Raw genomic sequence first — 19,618 nt, 5'->3', positions numbered from 1 at the left:
CGGGTGGGGAGGTCAGTCCTGCGTGGCGCGGCGGGGGACGCAGATTTCGAAGCGGGCGCCGGGGGCATGGCCGTCGACATGGCGGATCGTGCCACCATGGGCCTGGACGATCTCTGCCGCGATGGCGAGACCAAGGCCCGTGCCGCCGGCGCGTGTCGAGCCGCGGAAGGCCTTGAAGAGATGTTCCCGGGCGCGGGCGGACAGGCCGGGGCCTGTATCGGTGACGGTAATGCAGACATGATCCTGCGCGTCGATCGACGCATCCACCACGACGCGCCGCACCAGCGAATCGCCCGGCTCGTGCTCGAAGGCCTGGATGGCGTTGCGCACCAGGTTTGCGATGGCACGGTGGAAATGGTCCGGATCCACCTCCATCTCGATCGATTCGGGAACCTCGTTGGCAAGCTCGATCCGCTCGTCGAGACCCGCCATCATTTCGAACACGTCGTCGACAAGGAGGCGCGGGCGGATCACCCGCTTCTGCGGATTGCTTTCCACCGCCCGGCCATAGGCGAGGACCGATTGCGTATAGTGTAGCGCCCGGTCCAGGCTGCGGATCAGGGTCGGAGCGAAGCGCTGGACCTGGGGGTCGGGAATGTCGGACAGCCTGTCCGATACGAGCTGGGCCGAAGCCAGCGTGTTGCGCAGGTCGTGGTTGATCTTGGAGACGGCAAGGCCGAGATCGGCCAGGTGCCGCTGCTCGCGCAGCATGCGCTGGAGGCGGGCCTGCATTTCGGCGAGGTTCCGCTCGGCAATCCCGATCTCGTCGTCGCGCCGGCTGGCGGCGATGATGCGGGCGGGGTTCTCCGGCTCGGCGCTGAAGCGCAGCATTGATTCGGTCATGCGCCGCATGGGCCGCAGAAGGTAGCGGCTGATGGCCGCATAGACGAGAAGCCCGGCGAAGCTGGCCAGGAGCAGCGAGACCGAGAAGATGTTGCGCGCATAGACCAGCATCGCCCGGCGCAGCGGCGCTTCCAGGAGCACCACCTCGGCCGACACGGTCCCGTCGCCGATCGGGCTGATCGCCCGGATCGTCCGGTCGCCGCCGAAAAGCAGCGTGTCCATGGCTGCGCGGATCGAGCCGATATGCGTCTCGGTGTCGAGATTGACCTCCCGGTCCACCGGCCCGACCTCCTCGGCCCGCGCCAGAAGGCGCGATACGCCGTCGGCCTCCACCGCGATGAGCTGCGCGCCGAGTGAGCGCAGGAGCTCCGCCTCGTCCTCGGGCGTCATCAGGCCGAACTGGCCGCCGCTGCTGCGGCCCGCCGCCAGGCTGGCCGCTGCCACGGTCTCGATCTTGGCGTGCAGCCAGTCGCGGCGGAACTTCGATACGGACGGCACGAAGATCGCCACTTCGGCCAGCATGATCGACAGCATGGTGAACCAGAGAATGCGGGTCGATAGGCGGCGCGGCAGGGTCGGTCGTTGACCGCTGCCGCCTTCCTGCCCAACCGGCCTCTCCCGCTCATCCGACATGCAATGCCCTTTTTCGTCCGCCCTGGCCGCAGAAGGGACTTCGGTCCGGCCTTCGGCGCCCTCACAGTTCATAGGCTTTACGACAGAGACTGGAAGGCGCAATTGACTTGTGCCTATGACTTTTTCTATAAGCGCCACACCAGAGCGGGTGGCTGCCCGCGTCAGATTGCTTTCGCATGTCCGACGCCCCGTCCGCCGAAGTTCTATTGAAGACCTGCCGAACTAGGGGTCCGCGACGCGATCGCGGAATGTCAACATGAAGCGCACTTATCAGCCGAGCAAACTCGTCCGCAAGCGTCGTCACGGTTTCCGTGCCCGCATGGCAACCTCGGGCGGCCGCCGCGTCATCGCGGCCCGTCGCGCCCGTGGCCGCAAGCGCCTGTCCGCCTGATCGGGCCGGTCCGGCACGCACGCCAGGCGCCGTTCCGGCTGTGGAACGACTGAAGAAGCGGGCCGAATTCCTCGCCGCGCGCAAGGGCCGTCGTCTGAACGGCCCTTTGTTCTTTGTCGAGGTTCTGGATCGACGCGACGGACGGCCGGCGCGTTACGGGCTGACGGTGACGCGCAAGGTCGGCAACGCCGTCGAGCGGAACCGTATCCGCCGACGCCTTCGTGAAGCGATCCGTGTGCGGTCCGGGGCTGACATGGTCGCGGGCTTCGACTATGTGATCGTCGCGCGGCGGGACCTGCTTGTCGCCCCCTTCGAGCGCATCGGGGCGGAATTGTCCGCACGGTTTCAAAAAGTGGCAAGGGGCGGAGCCGGCGGCGACCGCGCCGGCCAGCGCCAGGCGGGCGCCGACCACCGGGAATGTGAGTGATGGAAAAAAACCGCAATTTCCTCCTGGCGATGGTGCTGTCCATCGCGGTTCTCGTGGGTTGGCAGTTCCTTGTCATCAACCCTCGCATGGCCGATTCCGAGCAGGCCGCGACCACGCCGGGCGACCCGGCGACCGGCGCGCAGGGCTCGCTCCAGTCCGAGACGGTGCCGGCCGGGACGCCGCAGGAGCAGGCCCTGGCACCTGCCGGGCGCGAAAGCATTCCCCAACCTGCCGCGCAGGTGGATACGCTGACGCGCGAAGCCGCGCTGGCCGCTTCGCCGCGCCTGCCGCTGGATACGCCGTCCCTGTCGGGTTCGATCAACCTCGTCGGTGCGCGGCTGGATGACGTCCGGCTGAAGCAGTACCACGAGACGGTCGACGACTCTTCGCCGACCATCGTGCTCCTGTCGCCCGAATCGGCAGGGCAGGACGGCTACTTCGCCGAATTCGGCTATGTCGGCCAGAATATCGGCGAACTGCCGGGCCCCAACACGCCTTGGCAGACCGCCGAAGGCCAGACGCTGACGCCCGGCACCCCCGTCACGCTGACCTATACCAACGCCCAGGGCATCGCCTTCACGCGGGAAATCGCGGTTGATCCGAACGCGATGTTCACCATCACCGACAGCATCGCCAATACGGGCGAAGGCGCCGTATCGCTGCAGCCCTATGGCCGCGTCGTGCGCCATTCCAAGCCGCAGGTCGCCTCGGCCTGGGTCGTCTTCGAGGGGCTGATCGGCTATCTCGGCGACAGCGGCCTGAACGAGGTCACCTACGCCAAGATCGAGGAAGAGGGGCGCGTCACCCCGGCGCAGACCACCACCGGCTGGCTCGGCATCACCGACAAGTATTGGGCGACGGCCCTCGTTCCCGATACGAACGTCCCGTTCCAGCCCGGTTTCCGCTTTTCGTCCGACAATGGCAGCCGCTACCAGACCGAGTATCTGAGCGAAGCCTTGACGGTACAGCCGGGCGAAACGCGTGAGCTCCTGACGCGCGCCTTCGCCGGGCCCAAGATCGTCAGCCTCGTGGACGGCTACCAGGACAGCCTCAGCATTCCCGAGTTCAGCCGCCTGATCGACTGGGGCTGGTTCCGCTTCCTGACGCGCCCGCTCTTCTACGTCATCGACTGGATCTATCACTTCACCGGCAATTTCGGCGTCGCCATCCTGGTCGTCACCGTCCTTCTGAAGCTGTTCTTCTTCCCGCTCGCCAACAAAAGCTACAAGTCGATGGCGAAGATGAAGAACGTGCAGCCGCGGCTGGCGGAGCTGCGCGAGAAGTTCGCCGACGACCGGATGAAGCAGCAGCAGGAGATGATGCGCATCTACAAGGAGGAGAAGATCAACCCGGCGGCCGGCTGCTGGCCCGTCCTGGTTCAGATCCCCGTCTTCTTCGCGCTCTACAAGGTGCTCTACGTTACGATCGAGATGCGCCATGCGCCCTTCTTCGGCTGGATCCAGGATCTGGCCGCGCCGGACCCGACCAGCCTCTTCAACCTGTTCGGACTGGTGCCGGTGACGCTGCCGCACTTCCTGATGGTCGGCGTGTGGCCAATTCTCATGGGCATCACGATGTTCGTGCAGATGAAGCTCAACCCCACGCCGCCCGATCCGACGCAGCAGATGATCTTCACCTGGATGCCGATCCTCTTCACCTTCATGCTCGCCGCCTTCCCGGCCGGGCTGGTGATCTACTGGACCTGGAACAACTTCCTGTCGATCATCCAGCAATCCGTCATCATGAAGCGCAACGGCGCCAAGATCGAGCTGTGGGACAATATCCGGTCCGTGTTCCGACGATCCGGCAAGGAGGCCTGAGGTCGGTGCCCGAGGACAGGGATCTTCTCTTCGTCCGGCCCTGGGTCTTCATCCGCGGTGTGCCGTCGATGAAGTTCCTGCCGCCGGAAGGGCCGCCCGAAGTCGCCTTTGCCGGCCGCTCCAATGTCGGCAAGTCCTCGCTCATCAATGCACTCTTGAGCCAGAAGGGCCTTGCCCGGACGTCGAACACGCCCGGGCGAACGCAGGAATTGAACTACTTCGTTCCCGATGGCTATAGCGGCGAGGGCGCGGATCTGCCGCCCATCGCGCTGGTCGACATGCCGGGCTACGGCTATGCCAAGGCGCCGAAGGAGCAGGTCGATGCCTGGACGCGGCTCGTCTTCGACTATCTGCGCGGCCGCGCCACGTTGAAGCGCGTCTTCGTGCTGATCGACTCGCGCCACGGCATCAAGAAGAACGATACGGATGTCCTTGCCCTCCTGGACAAGGCCGCCGTCTCCTACCAGCTGGTCCTGACCAAGGCGGACAAGATTTCCGCGCTGGCCTTGCCCAAGCTCATGGACGCGACCCAGGAGGCCATCCGCAAGCGCCCGGCCGCGCACCCCGTGGTTCTGGCGACCTCGTCCGAAAAAGGCGCCGGCATGTCCGACGTTCAGGATGCCATCCGCTCCTTCGTGGAGCCTGCCTGAGGCTCGGCGCCGCGTTCTGCGTGAGCTTGTGCGTTTCAGGCGGGGGCGCGGCCTTCGGGCACGTCCTGCGTCAGGGCGCGGATCCGGCTCTCGATCCGCTGGAAGGCATCGCGATAGGCCTCCAGGATCTGGTCGCGGCTTCCGGTCGTCACGGAGGGGTCGGGCGTTGGCCAGAACTCCACGGTTGCCGCGCTGCCGGCCGTCTCGTCCAGCACATAGTGATGCGCTTCCGGCGACATGGTGACGATCAGGTCGAAGAAGTCGTCCTCCAACTCGTCCATGCGGCGGGGCGGCTGGTTCACGGGCGGCAACCCTTCCTCACGCAGGATGACATCCACGAAGGGGTCGGCCTGGCCGTCCTTGACACCGGCCGAAGCGATATAGACCGATGGAGGGAGGATGCTGCGGGCCAGAGCCTCCGCCATCGGGGAGCGGATGGCGTTCATGCCGCAGACGAAGAGGATGGAGCCGGGGAGCGTGCGACGGTTCACCGCTCAGCTCCGCCAATGCAGGACGCAGATCAGGGTGAAGAGGCGACGGGCGGTATCCCGGTCGAGGGTGATCTTGCCCTTCAGCCTTTCGCAGAGAAGGTCCGAACCATCATTGTGGACACCCCGCCGGCCCATGTCGATCGCCTCGATCTGTGATGGCGTCGCCGAGCGGATCGCCTCGTAGTAACTATCGCAGATGAGGAAATAGTCGCGGATGATGCGCTTGAAAGGCGTCAGCGACAGGATGTGCGTCGCGAGCTTGCGCCGCTCCGCATCTCGAATGTCGAAGACGAGGCGCTTTTCGACGAGCGCCAGGCGCAGCCGGTAGAGCCCGCCCGGTTCCATGCCGGCAGGTTCGAAGACGTTGTTTTCGATCAGGTCGAAAATGGCGACGGCGCGCTCATGCTCGACATCGGGCGTGGCGCGACCGATCGACTCGTCGAGCTCGATGTCCACCAAGCGTCCGTGCCGCTCCCCCGCCATGTGCCGCTCAATCCATGTTCAGGCGGATGGAAACGGACCGTGCATGGGCATCGAGCCCCTCGACATTGGCCAGTTCCACGGCGGCCGGCGCCAGCGCGGAGAGGCTCTGCGGATCGAGCTTGAGGATTGATGTGCGCTTGACGAAGTCCAGAACCGACAGGCCGGAGGAGAAACGGGCCGAGCGCGCTGTGGGCAGGACATGGTTCGTCCCGGCCACGTAATCGCCGATGGCTTCCGGTGTGTGGCGGCCCAGGAAGGCCGCGCCGCAATCGTTGATCCCGGCGAGCAGGCGCTCGGGCTCGTCCAGCGCAATTTCCAGATGTTCGGCCGCGATCCGGTTGGCGAGTTCGGGCGCCTCCGCTTCCAGGGAGCGGACCAGGATAACGGCGCCGTAATCCTCCCAGCTCGCGCGGGCGGTGGCTTCCCGCGGGAGGCGGCGGAGCTGGCGCTCGACACATTCCTGCACGGACTGCGCAAAGGCGGCATCGTCGGTGATGAGGATCGACTGTGCGGCGGCGTCATGTTCGGCCTGCGCCAGAAGGTCGGCGGCGATCCAGTCGGGGTTGTTGTCGCCATCGGCGATGATCAGCACTTCCGACGGGCCGGCGATCATGTCGATCCCCACCGTCCCGAAAACCTGCCGCTTGGCTGCGGCGACGAAGGCATTGCCCGGGCCGACGATCTTGGCGACCGGCCGGATGGTCTTCGTGCCGTAAGCCAGCGCGGCGATCGCCTGCGCGCCGCCGACACGGTAGATCTCGCTCACACCGGCCAGATGCGCCGCGGCCAGGACCAGCGGGTTCAACTCGCCCGCCCGGGCCGGCACCACCATGGCAATCCGCTGGACGCCCGCCACGACGGCGGGCACGGCGTTCATCAGCACCGAGGACGGGTAGCTGGCCGCGCCGCCCGGAACATACAGGCCGACCGAGCGCAGGGGCGTCCAGCGGCTGCCGAGCGTCGCGCCGAGCGCATCGGTGTAGAGATCGTCGGCGGGGCGCTGGCGCGCGTGATGCGCGCGGATCCGGTCATGCGCCAGCTTCAAAGCGTCCAGCGTGCGCGGCGGCGTCGCCGCGAAGGCGGCGGATATCTCGGCCGGATCGATGCGCAGGGTCTCTGGCGTCAGCTCCAGCATGTCGAAGCGCCGCGTCAGGTCGATCAGCGCGTCATCGCCCTCGGAGCGGATGCGTGCGATGATGGAACGGACCGCATCGTCGACATCGGGCGAGACTTCCCGCTTGGTGCCGAGCAGTGTCTCGAACCGATCCTCGAAATCGGGATCGGCGGTGCTAAGCCGTATCGGCACGTTCCTTCAACTCCTTGCCGTGGCGCGCCGTTGCAAGCTTCCGTCAGCCGCGCTCGTGGTCCGGTTGCAGTTCCGTGCTCCACGCCGCGCCGAGATCCGCCAGTTGCGCCTCGATACACTCGACGTGAAGCCTTATCGTAGCGTTGCCGGCAAAGACAAGTTCGACCACGCCGGAGGGCGCCTCATCGACGTGGAAGCGGATCGCGAGCAGGGACAGGACCTCGTCGGCCATGTCCATGGAGACGTTCTGCTGGCGCACCTTCGTCACGCGGTCGAAATGCAGCACCGAACGGCGACGTTCCTTGACGGGCCTGCGCAGGAGCGACAGGCCGCGCCGCTTGGCGGCCGCCTCCCAGGCATAGCGGTTCATGACCAGGATGAAACGTCCCGCTGCCTCCTCGAAGCGGACGTCACCCCGCTTCATCACCGCATCCTGGCAGCAAGCCGAGATGATCTGAAGGTCGGCCTCGTCCAGGGCCATCAGGTGTAATTCGCTCATGGTCTCGCTTTCGGCGACGCTCAAGAATCCGTCGGGCCTTTCATCTAGGGCATTTGGCGCCGCGTTGGTATTCCCCCACCTGTCATGACCACCGGCTCCGGCGTGACAGTTGGCAACCGCAGGTTTAAGAGTTTGTTTGCCATGTTCGGCGAGACTGGCGCCTTCCCATAATGCGCCCGATGCGGATGGATCATGCCAAGCGATCAACGCCCAATGGCCCGGGAGAGAAGCGACCGGCCCGCGAACCGGGGCATCGCCGCCTGTTTCCTCGTGCTGGCCTGCGGAGCCGCGGGCCTTACGGCCGGCCTCGGCTGGCACAGGATCGCGCCGCCGCACTACCAGGCGGAGGCACGGCTTGTCCTGGATGCGGGGTCCTATGCGGATGCGGGGATCGACGATCTGGCCGCCTTGCGCGCACGCCTTGCCCGGGCAACCGGCGAGGCGGCCCTCCGTGCTACGGGCGTGGCTGCGCAGGATGTCAGCCTTGTCAGCCCATCCGGCGAGTTGACGGCATCCCTGCAGGTGCGCTCCACCACGACCGAGGCGGCCGCGCGCGGGGCCAATGCGGTCGCTGAGACCTTCGCGCAGGGCGAGGCGGCCTATCTGGCCGCGCGGCAGGATGCGGCCCTTGCCGCCGCACAGCGCCGCATCGCAGCCTATGAAGACCGGTTGGCTGCCCTGGGCGATGAAGGGCAAGCGCCTGCGCGGCCCGCCGCGCCATCCCGCCAGACGGCAAAGCCATCGCAACCCGATCCCCGCATCGCGGCGCTGACAGCAGAGCGCGACGCGCTCGCGCAAGCAGTCGGCAGTGACAAGGCCGACCTGTCGGCGCTGCCGCCCGCTCTGGCGACGCTCGGCGCGCGCCGGGACGAGGCCGCAGCCGAACTGAACCTTTTGTCCCGGACCTATGGGCCGCGCCATCCGCGGCGCATCGAAGCCGCCCGTCGCCTGGATGCGGCGCGCGCTGCATTTGTGCAGGAAGGCCGGCGGCTGATCGCTGCCAGTGAGGCGAGTCTCGACGCGGCGCGCCAAGAGGCCGAGGCGCGCCCGGTTTCTCCGCCGCAAGCGGAGCCGGCGCTTGCGCCGGCCGCCCCATCGCCAGCAGTGGCTGCGCTCGAGGCCGAACTGGCCGGCGCGCAGGCCTCCCTGGCCGCCTTGGCGGCGGGGCCGCGGCGCGCGCCGGTCGATATCGTATCCAGGGCCCTGCCGCCCATGGCACCGGTCGGCCCCGGTCCACTCGCACGGGCGATCCTGGGGGCGGCGGCGGGGATCGTCCTCGCCCTCGCGCTGCTGTGCGTGCTGGCCGTGGCGCGGCTTCTGCGCCGCCCGCAGCAGAGCACCCCCACCATCCTGTCCGACGTGCCCTATCATGCGGTGGATCTGGGGGCAGGTCAGGCCCCGATGCGGCTGGTCTCTCCGTCTGCCGCGGTCGCACCGGCAGCATCTGCGCAAGAGGACGAACCGCAGGGTGAGCCGGTGGCCGAAGCGCCGCTGCCGGTGCCGGCGGAAACGCCCGTGGCGCAGGAGCCGCCGCCGGAGGATAGGGACGAAGCGGCGCAGGTGGACGACATGGCCCGGTCCGTCCAGGACCTGGCTGAAGCCGTCCGACAGGCGCAGGCGGCGCTGCCGACCCGGCCACGTGATGCGGCATCCACGCTCGCACCCGACGGGCCGGAGCCCGACACTGCGCAGACGGTGCTCGGCCGGCGGGACAGGCTGCGCCAGGAACTGCGGGACATGGCCGCGCGGCGACTGGCCGATGGGGCGGGGGAGCAGGGTGGAGCGCGCATCCTGACGCCGGAGGAACTGCGCCAACGCCACGATGCGCGCAGCGCGCCGACACGCCTGAGTTGAGGACGCCGCCCGTTACTGCGCGGGCGGGAGGACCGGTGCCTGCGGACGCGGCCGGGCGACGGGCTCGTCGAGGATCTCGGCCTTGCGGTAATCCGGCACGATATGCGACAGGAGCTCGACGGCGCGGGGCGCATCGCTGGCGCGAACGGCCCGCTCCAGTACCTCGAAATTGCGCCGCAGGAAAGATGTGTCGCTGACGCTGGAGCTGGCGGCCAGAAGCCCCTCGCGGCCCGTGGTCTCCACGGTTTCGCCTTCCCCGAAGAGCTCCTCGTAGAGCTTTTCGCCAGGCCGCAGGCCGATATACCGGATCTCGATGTCGACGCCGGGGCGCAGGCCCGCAAGCTGGATCAGGCGTTCGGCCAGTTCGGTGATCAGGACCGGCTCGCCCATGTCCAGAACGAAGATGCGGCCCCGCTCGGTGCGGTTGGCGACACCATGGCCCGCCGCATGCAGGATCAGCCGGCAGGCTTCCGGGATGGTCATGAAGAAGCGGGTGATCTTGGGGTGGGTGACGGTCAGCGGTCCGCCGCGCTGCAATTGCGACTGGAACAGCGGAATGACCGATCCTGCCGAGCCGAGGACATTGCCGAAGCGCACGGTCATGAAGCGCGTTTCGCTGCCGGCCAGGTCCAGGGCCTGGCAATAGGCCTCTGCCGCCCGCTTGGTCGCCCCCATGACATTGGCCGGGTTCACGGCCTTGTCGGTGGACACCATCACGAAGGCGGTGGCGCGGCATGCCAGAGCGGCGTCCGCCACGTTGCGGGTGCCCAGAAGGTTCGTCTCGATCCCCTCGACGGGGTTTTCCTCCACCAAGGGCACGTGCTTCAGCGCCGCGGCATGGAAGACCACATCCGGCTGGAACTCCTGGAAGGCGGCGTTGATCCGGTCCGCCATGCGCACGTCCAGAATGCGCTCGATGGTCGCGATCTCTGGATGGGCGGCCGCGATCTGGCGGCCGATCGAATAGAGATTGAACTCGCAATTGTCGATCAGCAGCAGCCGGCGCGGCTGGAAGCCGGCGATCTGCTTGGTCAGCTCAGAACCGATGGAGCCGCCGGCGCCGGTGATCGCGATGCAGCGATCATTGATGAGCTGGGCGACCTCGCGGATGTCGAGATCGACCTCGCGGCGCCCGAGCAGATCTTCCAGCGAGACGGGCAGCGCGTCGATCGGCGCCTCGCTGTCCACGCCGCCGGCACGGGATATGTCAGGCAGGCGCTTGATGGCGAGCTTCAGCGGCGACGCCGCCTCGACCACCCGCGACATGTCCGATGGGGGCAGGTTGGTCTGCGTGACGATGATCTGTGACACCGGACTTGCGGCCAGTTCGCTCTTGCGCGTCAGCGTGGCCAGCGCCGAAAGATCGCCCACCACCCGCACGCCGTGCAGGCGGCGGCGCCAGTTCTTGGGCTGCGGGTCCAGTATGGCGACGATATGGGTCAGCGGGCGCGACCGGCGGGCGTTGCGGATGAACAGATCGGCATTGTCGTTGAAGCCGTAAAGCACGACATGCTCCACCTTGCCCGGCAGGAGCGGGCGCACGGCGTTCTCGCTGAAGCCGCGTTCCTTGGACAGGCGGTACAGGAGCCGCGGGCCGCCCAGGCCCACGATCATGATGAACCAGCACATGACAAGCGCCGAGCGGGGCAGGAACATGCCCCGGAACAGGATGAAATGTCCGAGCAGGAACAGGGTCACGATCGCCGTCACCGCCTTCACGATGGACACGACGTCGAGCAGCGATGCGTAGCGCCAGGCGCCGCTGTTCAGGGAAAACAGCGGAAACATGGCGGCCGACAGGAGGGTGAATCCGCCGATGATGGCCCAGAGCTGCCAGTAGATGGTCAGCGCCTGGAAGTTCCACGCCAGGCCGAGGGCGAGCATCATGGACAGCGCGGCCACGAAGATATCGTGCAGAATGCCGAGGGAGCGAAGCGATCCGCGGGGCAGGTGCGGCTTCGAGTTGAACATGGGGTCCTGATATCCGTGGCGGCGCAGCTCGACCGTCCGCGCTGCGCGACGACGGCGCGGACGGGTTCATACTAGAGCGTTTCCACCGCGGTTAGAAGGTGCCGACCATCGCTAGAAGACCGACGCCCCCGTGGAGGCCGGGCCGACCGCGCGCCGGAACACGGCAAAGAGTTCGCGGCCGATGCCGAATTCGTTGGGCGTCAGGTCGATCTGTGCCGGCTGGCGCGCGGCCAGCGCCGCGTCATCCAGAAGGAGTTCCAGCTGCCCCGTCTCGGCATCCAGCCGGAGGATGTCGCCATCCCGGATGCGGGCGATCATGCCGCCTTCCTTGGCTTCCGGTGTGACGTGGATCGCGGCGGGAACCTTGCCGGAGGCCCCGGACATACGGCCGTCGGTCACCAGGGCCACCTTCTGGCCCCGGTCCATCAAGACGCCCAGCGCCGGGGTCAGCTTGTGCAGCTCCGGCATGCCGTTGGCGGCCGGGCCCTGGAAGCGCACGACGGCGATGAAGTCGCCCGTCAGCTCGCCGGCCTTGAAGGCGCGCTGGACGGCCTCCTGGCTGTCGAAGACCCGGGCCGGCGCCTCGACGATCCGGCGCTCCGGCTTGACGGCGGACACTTTGATGACCGCCTTGCCGAGATTGCCGCCCAGGACCCGCAGCCCGCCATTGGCCGAGAAGGGGGCGGAGGCCGGCGCCAGGACCTTCGGATCGTGGCTTTGCGCCGGTGCGGGGCTGCGGCGCACGCCGAGCCCGTCTTCGCTCAGCCCGGCTTCCACCGTATAGGCGGCGAGCCCCTGGCCGAAGACGGTGCGCACATCGTCGTGCAGAAGACCGGCCCCGATCAGCTCACGGATCAAAAAGCCCATGCCGCCGGCCGCGTCGAAATGGTTCACATCCGCCAGGCCATTCGGATAGACGCGCGCCAGGAGCGGGGTAATGTCCGACAGGTCGGATATGTCCTGCCAGGTCAGGCTGATGCCGGCCGCCGCCGCCATGGCGACGAGATGCAGCGTATGGTTGGTGGAGCCGCCCGTCGCATGCAGGCCGACCACGCCGTTGACGATGGTGCGCTCATCCACCATCACGCCGACGGGCGTGTACTCGTTGCCGAGCGCGGTGATGGCGAGCGCGCGCTGGGCGGCCTCGCGCGTCAGCGCGTCGCGCAGCGGCGTGTTCGGGTTGACGAAGGAACTGCCCGGCAAGTGCAGCCCCATGATCTCCATCAGCATCTGGTTGGAGTTGGCCGTCCCGTAGAAGGTGCAGGTGCCCGGACCGTGATAGGATTTGGACTCTGCCTCCAGGAGTTCCGCCCGCCCGACCTTGCCCTCGGCATAGAGCTGGCGGATGCGGGCTTTCTCGTCGTTGGGAAGGCCCGAGGGCATCGGCCCGGCGGGAATGAACACCGCCGGTAGATGGCCGAAGGTCAGCGCGGCGATGACGAGGCCGGGAACGATCTTGTCGCAAACGCCGAGATAGACCGCCGCGTCGAACATGTCGTGGCTGAGCCCGATGCCGGCCGACATGGCGATGACATCGCGCGAGAAGAGCGAGAGCTCCATCCCGGCCTCACCCTGCGTGACGCCGTCGCACATGGCAGGCACGCCGCCGGCCACCTGGGCGGTGGCGCCCAAATCACGCGCGGCCTGGCGGATCAGGTCGGGGAAACGCTCATAGGGCTGGTGGGCGGACAGCATGTCGTTATAGGCGGTGATGATGCCCAGATTGGGCGTGACATCACCCATCAACCTGTCCTTGTCGCCCACGCCGCAGGCTGCGAAACCATGGGCCAGGTTGCCGCAGCCTAGCCCCGCGCGCCGCGGGCGCGACTGTGCCTGCGCCATGACGCGGGCGAGATAGGCTTCGCGGCGGGGCAGCGAGCGCTCGCGGATACGATCGGTGATGGCCGCAAGGCGCCTGTCGATGGTCATGGCTTTCAGCCTTTCAGTATGCCCGGATCCTAGCGGGCCCAGAAAATCTGCAGATCGTCGCGTTGGTCCTGCCGCAGCACGGCGCGCACGGGCATATCCTCCACGGGCCCTTCCGCCAGCGCTTCGCGCAGCGTGTCGCGCTTGTCGTCCCCCTCGATGTGGAGCGCCAGGAAATGGGCCGACAAAAGGACCGGCAGCGTCAGCGTGATGCGCGGCTCGCCGGCGCCGGGGGCCTCCACCGCGGCGATGCATTCGCCGCCGGTCGGCGCCAGCGCATGGCCGAGCTGTTCCGACTGCGGGAAGAAGGACGCGGTGTGCCCGTCATTGCCCATGCCGAGCACGGCCGCATCGAGCGGGCGGGTCAGCGCCTCGAAGCGGCGGTTCAGTCCGGCGGCGGCCTCGAATGCCGACTCGCCCGGGACGAAGAAGGCCTCGAACCGTGCCTTGGCGGCCGCACCCTGCAGAAGATTGTCGGCGACGAGCCGCGCATTGGACCGCTCACTGTCGCTCGCCACCCACCGCTCGTCGACGAGTAGCACGGTGACGCGGTCCCACTCGATCTGGGCGGCAGACAGCTTCTGCAGGAAGAGCTTGGGTGTCGATCCGCCGGAGACGGCCAGTGTCGCGGCCCCGCGCGCATGAATGGCGGTCGCCAGGATGGCGGCGACCCCCGCCGCCAGCCCTTCGGCCAGAGCTTCACGCGATGGGTATTCGTGGAAACGCAAGTCCATGCCGGGCCTCACTCGGGTTCGTGCCAGGTCCGCCCGTCACGCTCGATGAGCGCAATGGAGCTGGACGGACCCCAGGTGCCGGAGGTGTAGCCCTGCGGCTTGACGTCCTTTTCGGCCCAGGCCGTCAGGATGGGATCGATCCACTCCCACGCCGCCTCGACTTCGTCGCGGCGCATGAAGAGGGTCTGGTTGCCGCGGATGACATCCATCAGGAGCCGCTCATAGGCATCGGGATTGCGCACGCCGAACGATTCGGCAAAGCTCATATCCAGCGGCACGTGGCGCAGGCGCATCCCGCCGGGGCCCGGATCCTTGATCATCAGCCACTGCTTCACACCCTCGTCCGGCTGCAGCCGCAGGACAAGCTGGTTCTGCTGGACGTGGCCGGCATTGGGGCCGAAGATCGAATGCGGGATCGGCCGGAAGGTGACGACGATCTCGCTCATGCGCTGCGTCAGCCGCTTGCCCGTGCGCAGATAGAAGGGCACGCCGGCCCAACGCCAGTTGTTGATCTCGGCCTTGATGGCGACGAAGGTCTCGGTGCTGCTGTTCGGCTCCCCGAGATCCTCCAGATAGCCGGCGACCGGCCCGCCATTGGAGGCGCCCGCCCGATACTGCCCGCGCACGGTGACATGCTCGATGTTGCTGGCGTCGATCGGCTTGAGGGCGCGCAGCACCTTCAGCTTTTCGTCGCGCAGGCTGTCGCCGTCGATGGCGGCCGGCGGCTCCAGCGCCACCAGGCACATGAGCTGCACGATGTGGTTCTGCACCATGTCGCGCAGGGCCCCGGCCTTGTCGTAGTAGCCGGCGCGGCCCTCGAGCCCGACCGATTCCGCCACGGTGATCTGGACATGGTCCACATAGGCGGAATTCCAAAGCGGCTCGTAGAGCATGTTGGCGAAGCGCAGCGCCATCAGGTTCTGCACCGTCTCCTTGCCGAGATAGTGATCGATGCGGAAGACCTGCTGCTCGTCGAAATGCTCGCCGATGATGCGGTTCAGCTCCCGGGCGGACTGGAGATCGCGGCCGACCGGCTTTTCGACCACGAGCCGCGTATTGGCGTTGACGAGGCCGAACTGGCGAATCCGCATGGCGAAATCGCCGAACAGGGCCGGCCCGACAGCAAGGTAGAAGGCGCGAATGCGCTCCGGTGGCGCTTCATCGAGCCGCGCTTTCAGCGCGTCCCACCCGTCATCGCTGCGCGCATCGACCTGGAGGTAGGATAAACGTCCTATGAAGCGTTCGATCGCCTCGGGCTTGCGGTCGGCAGTGCTGACGAAGGTGTCGATCGCCTTGCGGGCGAAGTCTCGGTACTCATCGTCCGATATTGCCGTGCGCGATGCGCCGATAATGCGGCAATCGGCCGGGATCTGACCGTCGAGATCGCGGTGGTACAAAGCGGGCAGCAGCTTGCGTTCGGCAAGATCGCCATTGCCGCCAAAGACGACGTAATCGAAACTGTCGACGGGAATGATAAGACTGGTCACACGCTCTCTTCCTGGTGGTGCCTGCTCGGTCATTATAGCCTACTTGGGCCTCATGATAATCTAATCGATTAAAAAATTCATCGCTCAAAGCGAGGACGGCGTTCGCGTCCCTTTTGCCGAAGACGCCGTCTCTCCGCAACCATTGGCCTACGCACATGCGCGCTGTCATGCAGCATATTATATGCAAGTGCCAATGCGGTGCCGGTGAGGGCCAACCAATCTAGAAACAGGTCGAAATCGCAGTTCCATATCCTTCAGGTATTAGAAGATAAACATTCACATAATTGCGATCTGGCATAATCCTTTATGTTTGTGATTTAAACTTCCTACAGCCGTGATATGATTCCTTCAGATTCTATCGCTCACTAGGACGTGTGGTAATCCTGAACAGCTTCGATCTTCGACCATTGTATCTTCAGGTCGTTGACGTCTTCGTGGGGAAGATCGTCAGCCGCCAATGGGCGCCCGGTCAGTTCCTTCCATCGGAGGCGGACATTTCCCGGGAATTCTCGCTGTCGATCGGCACGGTTCGGCGGGCCTTCGACGTCCTCGATGGTTTCGGCGTCATCGACCGCTCCGCCGGTCGGTGGACCATGCTTCACGACGTAAGGAGTGAGCGGTTCCTGAGCCGCTTGTCGGCCGTACGTTCCGCCGACGGCAAAAGGGTCGACGGGGTGATGGACGTCACGCATGTCGCCCTTGGCACGGCTGATGCCGAGATTGCCGGCGACCTGCGGATACCGATGCATGCGGTGGTGCTGGTGAGCCATCGGCGGCGGAGGCACGACGGTCGGGTGTTCGCGACGGAGGTGGCGCAATCTCCGTTGAGTCCGGATGCGGCCATCGCGGACGAGGCCGCCCTTCGGGAGGTCGCCGCCCGGCGCTGGTTCGGGCATGGTCTGGCCGTGCGTGCGGTGGAGCGGCTGTCGGTCGAAGCCGCCAAATCCTCCGACCGGGCAATCGGGGTCGCTGCCGGCGAACCCATCCTGCTTCTGCGCCAGGTCATCTTCGGTCACGACGGGCGCCCGCTGGAACGACGCGTCGCGCGCTGCTATCTCGGACACGACCTCGTCTATGAGGTGTAGTTGCAAGTAGCTGCGGAGGGCGACGGCCGGCATGACATCGAGCGCGACACGAAACGGCGGCACGCTGCCCGATGCGGACGTCATCGCCTCCGCAAGCCGCAGCATGGCGATCGCACGCGAAGCGCTCGTGGATGTGGAAGCGCAGGTGGCGAGCGGCGCCCTGGGCGGCGCGCTGGCTGAGGCGGTCCGGCTGATCCGCGACCGCGCGGGCCGGCTGATCGTGACCGGCGTCGGCAAGAGCGGACATATCGCACGCAAGCTGGCGGCGACCTTCGCTTCCACCGGTACCCCCGCCTATTACCTGCACCCGACCGAGGCGACGCACGGTGATCTCGGCATGGTCGATCCGAGCGATGTCGTGCTGGCCCTGTCCTGGTCGGGCGAGACGAGCGAACTGGCCCAGACCATCCACTACACCAAGCGCTTCGCCGTTCCGCTGATCTCCATCACCGCCGATGCGCACAGCACCCTGGCGCGCGAATCGACGGTCGCGCTGGTTCTCCCCCGCGTGCGGGAGGCCTGCCCGCACAATCTTGCGCCGACGACATCCACCCTTCTGCAACTGGCGCTGGGCGATGCCATCGCCGTCGCGCTGATCGACGTGCGCGGCTTCTCGGCAGCCGAGTTCAAGATCTATCACCCTGGCGGCCGGCTGGGCGCGCGGCTCCTGTCCGTCGCAGAGCTCATGCGCCGGGCGCCGGACCTGCCGCTGGCACGGCCGGGCACCGCCATGGCGGAGGCGATCGGCATCATCTCCGCCTATACCTACGGAGCCGTGGGCATTGTCGACCAGGATGAACGGCTCGTCGGCGTCATCACCGATGGCGATCTGCGCCGCCATATGGCGCCCGACCTTCTGGAGCGGACCGTCGAGGATGTGATGACCCGCAATCCGGTCTGCGTCTCTCCCGATATGCTTGCCGGCGAAGCCTTGAAGATCCTGGAAGCCCGGCAGATCGGCGCGCTCTTCGTGGTGGCGGAGGGCAAGCCCGTCGGCATGCTGCGGACGGTCGACCTGCTGCGTGCCGGGGTTGCCTGAGGCGGCTCAAAAAAAAGCGTTTCCCATCAAAGGCGCAAGGTTCGGGAATTAACCGCCTGTTAATCCTGTGTGCCGTACACCGATGGAAACCACTCGTTAACCAAGATGAATGAAGCATTGACCAGTCGCAAAGCAATCCGCCTGCGCGGACGGTCCTTCCTGGCGCTCGTCCTGTCCCCGGAGCTTCCCTTCGAGGACTGGCTTCACGAGCTGGACGACCTGGCGCGCCGCTCGACCGGCTTCTTCCTGAGCCGGCCGATCGTGCTGGACGTGGCGGGCCTTCCCGTGACGCGGGAAGACCTGCAACGGCTGATCGACGAACTGGCCAGGCGCAATGTGCGGATCATGGGCATCGAAGGCGCCAAGCCGTCGCTGCTCGGGCCCGGCATGCCGCCGGAAATGCGCGGCGGACGGCCCGCCGCCGATCCGGAGCTGCCGGACGAATCTGCCACCGGCCGTGCGGATGCCAGCAAGGCGCAGCCCAAGGGCGCTGCGGCGAGCGAGCCTGCGGCCAGTGTCTTCTCGCCGCCCCAGGGCAGCACGACCCTGATCGTGGAAGAGGGGGTGCGGTCCGGCCAGTCCATCATCCACCCGGATGGTGACGTGACGGTGCTCGGATCGGTGTCGTCCGGCGCGGAGATCGTTGCCGGCGGGTCCATCCACATCTACGGCGCGCTGCGCGGGCGCGCGCTGGCCGGTTCCGCCGGCAACCCGAAGGCCCGCATTTTCTGCCGCAAGCTCGAGGCCGAGCTGATCGCGATCGACGGGCTCTACAAGACGGCGGAAGACATGGAACAGAAACTCCGCGGCCAGGCCGTACAGGTCTGGCTCGACGGGGATGTGTTGAAGGCAGCGGTCTTAAGCTGAACGAAAGGACGTCGATAATGGCAAAAGTTCTGGTAGTGACGTCGGGCAAGGGGGGAGTCGGCAAGACCACGTCGACAGCCGCTCTGGGCGCTGCCCTGGCACAGGGTGGCCAGAAGGTCGTCGTCGTCGACTTCGACGTCGGCCTGCGCAATCTCGACCTCGTCATGGGCGCCGAGCGCCGCGTGGTCTACGATCTCATCAATGTCGTGCAGGGTGACGCCAAGTTGCCCCAGGCCCTGATCCGCGACAAGCGCGTGGATACGCTGCACCTTCTGCCGGCGTCCCAGACGCGCGACAAGGACAACCTGACCACCGAAGGCGTCGCCCGCGTCATGGCGGACCTGCGCGAGCAGTTCGACTGGGTTATCTGCGACAGCCCGGCCGGCATCGAACGCGGGGCGACGCTCGCCATGCGCCATGCCGACATCGCCGTCGTCGTGACCAATCCGGAAGTCTCCTCGGTGCGTGACAGCGATCGCATCATCGGCCTTCTGGATTCCAAGACGGAACTGGCCGAGCGCGGCGAGCGCGTCGAGAAGCACCTGCTCCTGACCCGGTTCGACGTCAACCGCGCCGAGCGCGGCGACATGCTCAAGGTCGACGACGTTCTGGAAATCCTGTCCATCCCGCTGCTCGGCATCATTCCGGAAAGCGCCGAGGTGCTGCGCGCATCCAACCTCGGCACGCCGGTGACCCTGTCGGACGCCGGCAGCGCACCGGCCCGCGCCTATATGGACGCCGCCCGCCGTCTGAAGGGCGAAAGCGTGCCGATGCTAGTCCCCTCGGACAAGAAGGGCCTGCTCGGGAAACTCTTCGGAAGGAGGGCCGCATGAGCATCTTCAATCTCTTCGCCAGGCGCAATACCGCGCCGGCGGCGCGCGAGCGCCTGCAGGTGCTCCTGGCGCATGAACGCGCGACGCTCGGCCAATCCGACCTCGTCGCCGTGCTGCGCGAGGAAATCCTGGCGGTGATCGCCAAGCACGTGAATATCGATCGCGAAAAGGTGAAGGTCTCGATGGACCGTGGAGACGCCATCTCCACGCTGGAAGTCGACATCGAACTGCCGCTCGCGGAAGCCGGCGGCGCCCGGGCGCGTGTGGCCAACGGCTGAC

19 protein-coding genes are annotated in these 19,618 nt (G+C 66.7%); 10 read left to right on the top strand and 9 right to left on the bottom strand.

The annotated features are described in order from the left end of the window. Window positions 1-12 precede the first annotated feature (12 nt). Window positions 13-1,476: a sensor histidine kinase gene (locus AUL30_RS11335; protein WP_083507872.1), complete on the bottom strand. Its 1,464-nt coding sequence runs from the start codon at window positions 1,474-1,476 to the stop codon at window positions 13-15. A 256-nt stretch (window positions 1,477-1,732) separates the two neighbouring features. Here AUL30_RS11335 and rpmH point away from each other — a divergent pair, with 256 nt between their 5' ends. The 4 genes from rpmH to yihA are packed head-to-tail and all read left to right on the top strand — an operon-like array spanning window position 1,733 to window position 4,764. Further along, window positions 1,733-1,867, top strand: coding sequence for a 50S ribosomal protein L34 (gene rpmH / locus AUL30_RS19390; protein WP_036482406.1), 135 nt, complete (start codon window positions 1,733-1,735; stop codon window positions 1,865-1,867). A gap of 40 nt (window positions 1,868-1,907) precedes the next feature. After that, window positions 1,908-2,294 (top strand): ribonuclease P protein component, encoded by a 387-nt coding sequence (rnpA, locus tag AUL30_RS11330; protein WP_062227994.1) that lies wholly within the window; start codon window positions 1,908-1,910, stop codon window positions 2,292-2,294. Continuing rightward, window positions 2,294-4,114: a membrane protein insertase YidC gene (yidC, locus tag AUL30_RS11325; RefSeq protein WP_062227993.1), complete on the top strand. Its 1,821-nt coding sequence runs from the start codon at window positions 2,294-2,296 to the stop codon at window positions 4,112-4,114. The genes rnpA and yidC overlap by 1 nt, the downstream gene beginning before the upstream one ends. After that, on the top strand, window positions 4,111-4,764 hold the full coding sequence (gene yihA / locus AUL30_RS11320) for a ribosome biogenesis GTP-binding protein YihA/YsxC (RefSeq protein ID WP_407638281.1): 654 nt from the start codon (window positions 4,111-4,113) through the stop codon (window positions 4,762-4,764). The genes yidC and yihA overlap by 4 nt, the downstream gene beginning before the upstream one ends. Window positions 4,765-4,799: 35 nt before the next feature. Here yihA and AUL30_RS11315 read toward each other — a convergent pair whose 3' ends face one another. The 4 genes from AUL30_RS11315 to AUL30_RS11300 are packed head-to-tail and all read right to left on the bottom strand — an operon-like array spanning window position 4,800 to window position 7,543. Continuing rightward, window positions 4,800-5,255: an arsenate-mycothiol transferase ArsC gene (locus AUL30_RS11315; protein WP_062227991.1), complete on the bottom strand. Its 456-nt coding sequence runs from the start codon at window positions 5,253-5,255 to the stop codon at window positions 4,800-4,802. A 3-nt stretch (window positions 5,256-5,258) separates the two neighbouring features. Next, on the bottom strand, window positions 5,259-5,738 hold the full coding sequence (locus tag AUL30_RS11310) for a UPF0262 family protein (protein WP_062227990.1): 480 nt from the start codon (window positions 5,736-5,738) through the stop codon (window positions 5,259-5,261). Window positions 5,739-5,745: 7 nt separating this feature from the next. Continuing rightward, a complete protein-coding gene (gene hisD / locus AUL30_RS11305; RefSeq protein WP_062227989.1) occupies window positions 5,746-7,044 on the bottom strand; it encodes a histidinol dehydrogenase in 1,299 nt (432 codons plus the stop codon). 43 nt (window positions 7,045-7,087) lie between these two features. After that, window positions 7,088-7,543 (bottom strand): DUF2948 family protein, encoded by a 456-nt coding sequence (locus AUL30_RS11300; RefSeq protein ID WP_062228047.1) that lies wholly within the window; start codon window positions 7,541-7,543, stop codon window positions 7,088-7,090. A gap of 213 nt (window positions 7,544-7,756) precedes the next feature. Here AUL30_RS11300 and AUL30_RS11295 point away from each other — a divergent pair, with 213 nt between their 5' ends. Beyond that, a complete protein-coding gene (locus tag AUL30_RS11295) occupies window positions 7,757-9,397 on the top strand; it encodes a hypothetical protein (RefSeq protein WP_062227988.1) in 1,641 nt (546 codons plus the stop codon). A 12-nt stretch (window positions 9,398-9,409) separates the two neighbouring features. On the opposite strand, the gene AUL30_RS11290 is transcribed toward AUL30_RS11295, so the two are convergent. The 4 genes from AUL30_RS11290 to zwf form a co-directional block, all read right to left on the bottom strand. Continuing rightward, complete coding sequence (locus AUL30_RS11290; RefSeq protein ID WP_062227987.1) at window positions 9,410-11,368, bottom strand: polysaccharide biosynthesis protein; 1,959 nt, start codon at window positions 11,366-11,368, stop codon at window positions 9,410-9,412. Window positions 11,369-11,479: 111 nt separating this feature from the next. Then, complete coding sequence (gene edd / locus AUL30_RS11285) at window positions 11,480-13,297, bottom strand: phosphogluconate dehydratase (RefSeq protein WP_062227986.1); 1,818 nt, start codon at window positions 13,295-13,297, stop codon at window positions 11,480-11,482. Window positions 13,298-13,326: 29 nt separating this feature from the next. Next, a complete protein-coding gene (gene pgl / locus AUL30_RS11280) occupies window positions 13,327-14,028 on the bottom strand; it encodes a 6-phosphogluconolactonase (protein ID WP_062227985.1) in 702 nt (233 codons plus the stop codon). A gap of 8 nt (window positions 14,029-14,036) precedes the next feature. Next, window positions 14,037-15,515, bottom strand: coding sequence for a glucose-6-phosphate dehydrogenase (gene zwf, locus AUL30_RS11275; protein WP_062227984.1), 1,479 nt, complete (start codon window positions 15,513-15,515; stop codon window positions 14,037-14,039). A 374-nt stretch (window positions 15,516-15,889) separates the two neighbouring features. On the opposite strand from zwf, the gene AUL30_RS11270 reads away from it, so the two are divergent. From AUL30_RS11270 to minE, 5 genes are all read left to right on the top strand, one after another. Beyond that, the gene (locus AUL30_RS11270; protein WP_083507871.1) at window positions 15,890-16,600 is read left to right on the top strand and encodes a GntR family transcriptional regulator; all 711 of its coding nucleotides are present in this window, start codon (window positions 15,890-15,892) and stop codon (window positions 16,598-16,600) included. A gap of 31 nt (window positions 16,601-16,631) precedes the next feature. After that, on the top strand, window positions 16,632-17,639 hold the full coding sequence (locus tag AUL30_RS11265) for a KpsF/GutQ family sugar-phosphate isomerase (RefSeq protein ID WP_062227982.1): 1,008 nt from the start codon (window positions 16,632-16,634) through the stop codon (window positions 17,637-17,639). Between the two features lie 105 nt (window positions 17,640-17,744). Further along, window positions 17,745-18,506 (top strand): septum site-determining protein MinC, encoded by a 762-nt coding sequence (minC, locus tag AUL30_RS11260; protein ID WP_062227981.1) that lies wholly within the window; start codon window positions 17,745-17,747, stop codon window positions 18,504-18,506. Between the two features lie 17 nt (window positions 18,507-18,523). Then, on the top strand, window positions 18,524-19,339 hold the full coding sequence (gene minD / locus AUL30_RS11255) for a septum site-determining protein MinD (RefSeq protein ID WP_062227980.1): 816 nt from the start codon (window positions 18,524-18,526) through the stop codon (window positions 19,337-19,339). Continuing rightward, entirely contained in the window at window positions 19,336-19,617 is a 282-nt protein-coding gene (gene minE, locus AUL30_RS11250) for a cell division topological specificity factor MinE (protein WP_062227979.1), read from the top strand. Before minD ends, minE begins: the two co-directional genes overlap by 4 nt. Window position 19,618 lies beyond the last annotated feature (1 nt).

The sequence above is a fragment of the Aureimonas frigidaquae genome (assembly GCF_001463905.1).
Lineage (GTDB): Bacteria > Pseudomonadota > Alphaproteobacteria > Rhizobiales > Rhizobiaceae > Aureimonas > Aureimonas frigidaquae.
The sequence above is the reverse complement of the archived record's forward strand: the minus strand, read 5'-3'. Positions and strand labels throughout refer to the sequence as shown.

Coding starts and splice junctions, on each gene's coding strand:
- AUL30_RS11335 (WP_083507872.1), bottom strand. CDS start 1,476: ATGTCGGATGAGCGGGAGAGGCCGGTTGGGCAGGAAGGCGGCAGCGGT.
- rpmH (WP_036482406.1), top strand. CDS start 1,733: ATGAAGCGCACTTATCAGCCGAGCAAACTCGTCCGCAAGCGTCGTCAC.
- yidC (WP_062227993.1), top strand. CDS start 2,294: ATGGAAAAAAACCGCAATTTCCTCCTGGCGATGGTGCTGTCCATCGCG.
- AUL30_RS11310 (WP_062227990.1), bottom strand. CDS start 5,738: ATGGCGGGGGAGCGGCACGGACGCTTGGTGGACATCGAGCTCGACGAG.
- AUL30_RS11300 (WP_062228047.1), bottom strand. CDS start 7,543: ATGAGCGAATTACACCTGATGGCCCTGGACGAGGCCGACCTTCAGATC.
- AUL30_RS11295 (WP_062227988.1), top strand. CDS start 7,757: ATGGCCCGGGAGAGAAGCGACCGGCCCGCGAACCGGGGCATCGCCGCC.
- AUL30_RS11290 (WP_062227987.1), bottom strand. CDS start 11,368: ATGTTCAACTCGAAGCCGCACCTGCCCCGCGGATCGCTTCGCTCCCTC.
- edd (WP_062227986.1), bottom strand. CDS start 13,297: ATGACCATCGACAGGCGCCTTGCGGCCATCACCGATCGTATCCGCGAG.
- pgl (WP_062227985.1), bottom strand. CDS start 14,028: ATGGACTTGCGTTTCCACGAATACCCATCGCGTGAAGCTCTGGCCGAA.
- AUL30_RS11265 (WP_062227982.1), top strand. CDS start 16,632: ATGACATCGAGCGCGACACGAAACGGCGGCACGCTGCCCGATGCGGAC.
- minC (WP_062227981.1), top strand. CDS start 17,745: ATGAATGAAGCATTGACCAGTCGCAAAGCAATCCGCCTGCGCGGACGG.
- minD (WP_062227980.1), top strand. CDS start 18,524: ATGGCAAAAGTTCTGGTAGTGACGTCGGGCAAGGGGGGAGTCGGCAAG.
- minE (WP_062227979.1), top strand. CDS start 19,336: ATGAGCATCTTCAATCTCTTCGCCAGGCGCAATACCGCGCCGGCGGCG.